This window comes from Salicola sp. AFF1 (assembly GCF_056783195.1).
In genome coordinates this window covers 1-261 of sequence record NZ_JBXAYL010000186.1, presented here as the reverse complement: position 1 = coordinate 261, position 261 = coordinate 1, and the positions used below count along the sequence as shown (strand labels likewise).

Here is a 261-nt window from a genome sequence, read left to right as displayed (position 1 = left end):
CTGGTAGTGCCACTTGATCTTGCCGGTGTCGGCGTCAAGACCAAGCGAAGAGTCAGTGTAGAGATTGTCGCCGGGACGGTATTCATTGTCCCAGTCCGGGCCGGGATTGCCGACGCCCCACACGATCGTGTTGGTTGCCGGGTCGTAGCTGCCGGTGACCCAGGTCGATCCGCCACCGCTCGCCTTGGCGTTCTTGTCGTCCTTCCAGGTCTCCGAGCCGGGCTCGTCCTTGCCCGGAATGGTGTGGGTGCGCCACACTTC

At 63.2% G+C, this 261-nt stretch carries 1 pseudogene; it reads right to left on the bottom strand.

Features of this window, described 5'->3' with window-relative positions:
• Positions 1 to 261: pseudogene (locus tag AC1RQI_RS17275) on the bottom strand (hypothetical protein); the annotation flags it as partial.